This is a genomic window from uncultured Campylobacter sp., from assembly GCF_937997595.1.
Classification (GTDB): domain Bacteria; phylum Campylobacterota; class Campylobacteria; order Campylobacterales; family Campylobacteraceae; genus Campylobacter_B.
In genome coordinates this window covers 1-4674 of the sequence record NZ_CALKTS010000314.1, presented here as the reverse complement: position 1 = coordinate 4674, position 4674 = coordinate 1, and the positions used below count along the sequence as shown (strand labels likewise).

At 47.8% G+C, this 4674-nt stretch carries 4 protein-coding genes and 1 pseudogene; all 5 read left to right on the top strand.

What is annotated here, in order from left to right; all coding sequences use genetic code 11:
* Positions 1–1762: molybdopterin-dependent oxidoreductase (locus Q0614_RS10620; RefSeq protein ID WP_298788618.1), on the top strand; the 1762-nt coding region annotated here is incomplete at its 5' end.
* A 275-nt stretch (positions 1763–2037) separates the two neighbouring features.
* Complete coding sequence (fdhD, locus tag Q0614_RS10615; protein ID WP_298788617.1) at positions 2038–2820, top strand: formate dehydrogenase accessory sulfurtransferase FdhD; 783 nt, start codon at positions 2038–2040, stop codon at positions 2818–2820.
* A gap of 9 nt (positions 2821–2829) precedes the next feature.
* Positions 2830–3621, top strand: a complete 792-nt coding sequence (locus Q0614_RS10610) for a LysR family transcriptional regulator (RefSeq protein WP_297882023.1) — start codon at positions 2830–2832, stop codon at positions 3619–3621.
* Between the two features lie 17 nt (positions 3622–3638).
* Positions 3639–3827 carry a hypothetical protein gene (locus Q0614_RS10605; protein ID WP_005869215.1) on the top strand — a complete coding sequence of 63 codons (189 nt, stop codon included), beginning with the start codon at positions 3639–3641 and terminating at the stop codon, positions 3825–3827.
* A gap of 387 nt (positions 3828–4214) precedes the next feature.
* Positions 4215–4674 (top strand): annotated as a pseudogene (locus Q0614_RS10600) (ankyrin repeat domain-containing protein); the annotation flags it as partial.

Genomic DNA, 4674 nt, shown 5'->3' with positions numbered 1-4674 from the left:
TTTGGTAGAGTTCGCTACCGATACGGACGTATTTTTACTCATCGGCACAAACACGAGCGAGTGTCACCCGATCATCGCTATGCAGATGCAGCGAGGATTGCAGCGCGGCGCCAAGATGATCGTCGTAGATCCGAAGCGCACAGATATGGCGAAAAAAGCCGATATCTATTTGCAAATCCCGGTGGGCGCGAACATTAAGACGCTAAATACCATTATGAATGTTATCATTGCTGAAAATCTGCAAGATGACGAGTTTATCAAAAACTACGCTCACGGCTACGAGTATCTAAAAGAAGCGGTTAAGGACTTTACACCTGAGCGCTTCGAGCGCGAGACCGGCGTGAAAAAAGAGCTCGTAATCGAAGCTGCTAGAATGTATGCTAAAGCAGGCGCAGCGGCGATTTGCTACACGATGGGTATCACGCAGTTTAGCGATGGCACCTCAAACGTCTTTTCGCTTTCAAATTTAGCTATTTTGACGGGGAATTTAGGCAAACGAGGCGCAGGCGTAAATCCTTTGCGCGGTCAAAACAACGTCCAAGGTGCATGCGATATGGGCGCGCTACCTAACGTCATCCCGGCAGGTGCGGTAAATTCCGCTTACGCTCAGGAGCAGGCGCGCAGAGTATGGCACTTCGAGCTAAATCCAACTCCAGGCTTTAAACTTACGATTGCTCCAGATAAGATGGATAGCGGCGAGCTGAAGCTACTCTACGTTTACGGTGAAAATCCCGTAATGAGCGATCCTTGGACGGAACACTTCGTGCATGCAACGCACCATCTGGATTGCTTTATCGTGCAGGATCTTTTCTTTACCGAGAGCGCACAGAAGGCTGACGTCGTACTACCTGCTGCCGGCTGGGGCGAGAAGGATGGCACCTTTTTAAATACTTCCCGCCGCGTCCAGCGCACGCGCAAGGCAAGCGAGCCGGCTCCTGGCGTAGAGCCTGATTGGAAGGTAGTTTGCAATATCGCACAAAGAATGGGACTTGAAGGGTTTGATTTTTTAAGTGCGGAAGAAATTTGGAACGAAGTGCGTGCATTAATGCCTAAATTTTTCGGTGGTATTAGCTACTATAGGCTAGATAAGCTAGGCGGCATAAGCTGGCCATGTCCTGATGAAGATCATCCGGGCACACCGGTTCTTTACGCAGATCATAAATCGATGCTGCCTGATGGTAAATTTAGAATGGTGCCGGTGCTTTACGTGGATGATAAAGAGGAGCGTGCTAAGGCGGAGGCGGATTTTAGAGCCAAGATGAAGATTCCGGATGATTATCCGGTAGGAAGCGGCGCGCTTAGCGAGATACCGGATGAAATTTATCCGTGCTTATTTACGACCGGGCGCAAGGTCTATCATTACCACACCGGCACGATGACCAGAGAGTGTCGCGCGCTAGAGTACGGTGCGGGCGCGGAAGGTGCACTCATCGAGGTAAGCCCCGACATCGCGCGCGAACGCGAACTTACCGAGGGCTGCTACGCGCTAGTCAAAAATAAGCGCGGTCAGATCGCTGCGAAACTTCGCATAAATCCGGATCTGAAAGAGGGTACGATCTTTACGACCTTCCATTACAGCGAGGCCGACGGCAACGAGCTCGTGCATGCGGGCGATCTGGATCCGTTATCTGGCATCCCGCCGCTAAAGATGACGATCGCAAATATCAGAAAGCTTAGCGAGAGCGAGTTTATCGAGTTCAGAAGACAAAATGAGATGTCGATGCACTCTGAAAAACCTTATCTATCGCCGGTTCATAAGTAGTTTGGGCGGCAAGTTCCGCCCGCTTTGCAAAGATGAAATTTAATCGCCGCTACGGCAAAATTTGATGAAATTTTATCTTTGCGGGCGTTTCATGGTCGCTTGTGCTCACGGTGCGAGCGGCTCGTGGAATTTTCCACGCGATTTTTTAAATACAAAACTGCGAGCGTTCTAAATTTACGCATGCCGCTTCGGTACGACGGCTTTACTTCGGCGAATTAAGGCTATTTAAGCAAAATTTCACTACGATACGGGCGAAATTAAAATAAGGAAGGTCTATGGAGCCGATTTATAGGGCGGAGATAGTTAAATTTAAAGGGGATGAAAGAAGGATCGTAAGCGATATCTTGGTGCGCGAGATCAAACTTGAAATTTTACTAAACAGCAAGCGTTTCGGCGCGCTGATGGCGACTCCGAGCGATTTAAAGGCGCTTGCGGTAGGCTATTTGCTGAGCGAAAATTTGATCTCGGATCCAAGCCGCATAAAGAGCATAGAGCTCGCGCCGGACGGGCTTAGCGTGAATGTCTGCGGCGAGATAAACGAAAAGCGGCTAAATAGCTTCGATGCCGAAAAGGTCATCATCAGCGGCTGCGGGCGCAGCTCTACCGCAAATATAGATCCTGCAGCGATGGCGGCGCGCAAAGTCCGCTCGGACGCTAAATTTCATAAGAATGAAATTTTAAATTTGATGAGCGAGTTTTACACGCAGTGCGAGCTTTACGAGATGACGGGCTGCGTGCACACCGCAAAGCTCTTTACTGCGGGCGGCGAGCATTTTATCGGCGAGGATATCGCCCAGCACAATACCATCGATAAATCGGTCGGCAAGGCGGTTTTGGCGGGGTGCGATACGCAGGGCTCGCTTCTTTTGGTAAGCGGCAGGCTAAGCTCTGAAATGGTCGCCAAAGCCGTGATGAGTGGCATTAGCGCGCTTGTTTCGCGCACGGCTCCTACGAGCCTGGGCGTCGTGATCGCGCGTAAATTTGATCTTACCCTTTGCGGCTTCGCTCGCGGCGAAAATTTAAACGTTTATAGCGGCGAAGAGAGAATTTTGAGTTAAGAGGGCGGCATGGAGATAGATATCAAAATAGACGATAAAAAAGCAAGCGAGATCAAAAGGCTGATTTTAAATTTACTAAATCCAAGCGGCAAGCTCGATTGCGGCGCGGCGTTTAAGATTGCCGCTAAATTAGGCGTGGACGCGAGCGTCGTAGGAGATCTCGCGGCACGCGAAGGGATACGGATAGATCGCTGCGAACTCGGACAGTTCGGCAAGCTGCAATGTAGCGGAGGCAGCATAAAAGCACTGCAAAAGCTAGATCCGCTTTTGGATGAGAAAAGACGGATTTTTTGCCGTGACGCCCGCGCCGTAGCTAGCGGCGGTGTGGGGTTCGATACAGTGCGCTCTACGCTTAAGGAGCACGGCATAGACGTGAAATATTGTCAGCTGGGCTGCTTTAAGGAGAAGAAAGGCAAAAGAATGAGGGTAAAAACAAAAACTTGGATCGAAAATGCGCAGGGCGAGCTCATTTTCGGCAAGGGCAAAACCGAAGTGCTAGATGTGATCGCTCAAACGGGCTCTATCTCTAAAGCCGCCGAGGTTTTGGGGATGAACTATAAAAAGTGCTGGAGCCATCTGCAAATTTTACAAAAAAATCTGCAAGAGGAGCTCTTTAGCACTAAGCAAGGCGGCGGCAATGCCGCAGGCACGACGCTAAATGCGCGCGCGTATGAGCTGATCGCCGCGTATAAGCAGCTGCAAAGCGATATAGAAAACTACGCAAACGAGCGCTTTAAGGAGCTTTTTTTGAAAAAAGAGGGCGAAAAAGACGCAAGTAAAGCGGCAGATAAAAACCATTAAATTTAAAGGAGAAAACGATGTTTGTAAAGCTAAACGACCGAACCTATCTAAACAAAGACAGGATTACGCGTATCAAGGTAGATAGCGTCCAGGACGGTATCAGAATTCGCTTCTACGAGGGGCAGTTTCAAGTCGCCAAAAGCGGCAGATTTGAAAGCGAAGAAAAAGCGATGGAGTGGCTGCAGAAAAATTTTATCGGCAAATAGGCGCAAAGCGCACTTCATGACCGCGCGAGCAGCTTGCGAACAGATCCGCAAAATACGCTTTTGGTGATACGGTAGCGACTTGCCGTTCATTAGCACGACAATGATTTTCGGGTTTGTGCTTTCAAGAATAGTTTGCGCAAATATGTTGCGGTAAAATTTACGGCGAACGAGCCTCGAATATAGAGCCTAGCGTAGGTGTAAATAGAGGATGTAGCTACGCAAATAAGGTCTATGACGATATTCGTTCGCCAAATTTACTTGAAATATTTCATCATTTAAACCCGACCTAACGGCATTTTTTACTCAGCTTTACCTATCGTGTATAGTGTTTATATTTTATTAAGTACTCATTGGGTATAGTCGCGAGCAAAATTTTAAGGGGAAATTTTGAAAAGCTTCAAACTTCGGTTTATTTATGCTATCTGCGCGGTAGTCGCATGCGCGCTGTATCTGCTAGCCGAAAGATCAGGTCTTACGGAGCGCAAACAAACTCATTTTACCGTTACTTCAGATACTAATGTCTCCAAAGTGCCAGGTCTTAGCAAATACGTAACTCAAGAAGAAGTTGAAAGTTTTGCATTTCGCTACTGGGATATAGATTACAATTCAAACCCGAAAAACGTATTTAAAGAACCTGCCATTGACGTAGAGCTAAAAAGGCTTTTAAAAAGCAAGCAAACGGATAAAATTTTAAAATTTATGAAAGATAACAATCTAACCGTCGATCATACTATGCACGGAGGGGTAACGCCCGTGATGTATTCTAGCTTTTGGGACGATACAAATACTACCCAAGAGCTTATAAAGCTAGGTGCGGATATACATAAAAAAGATGAATACAAGCTAT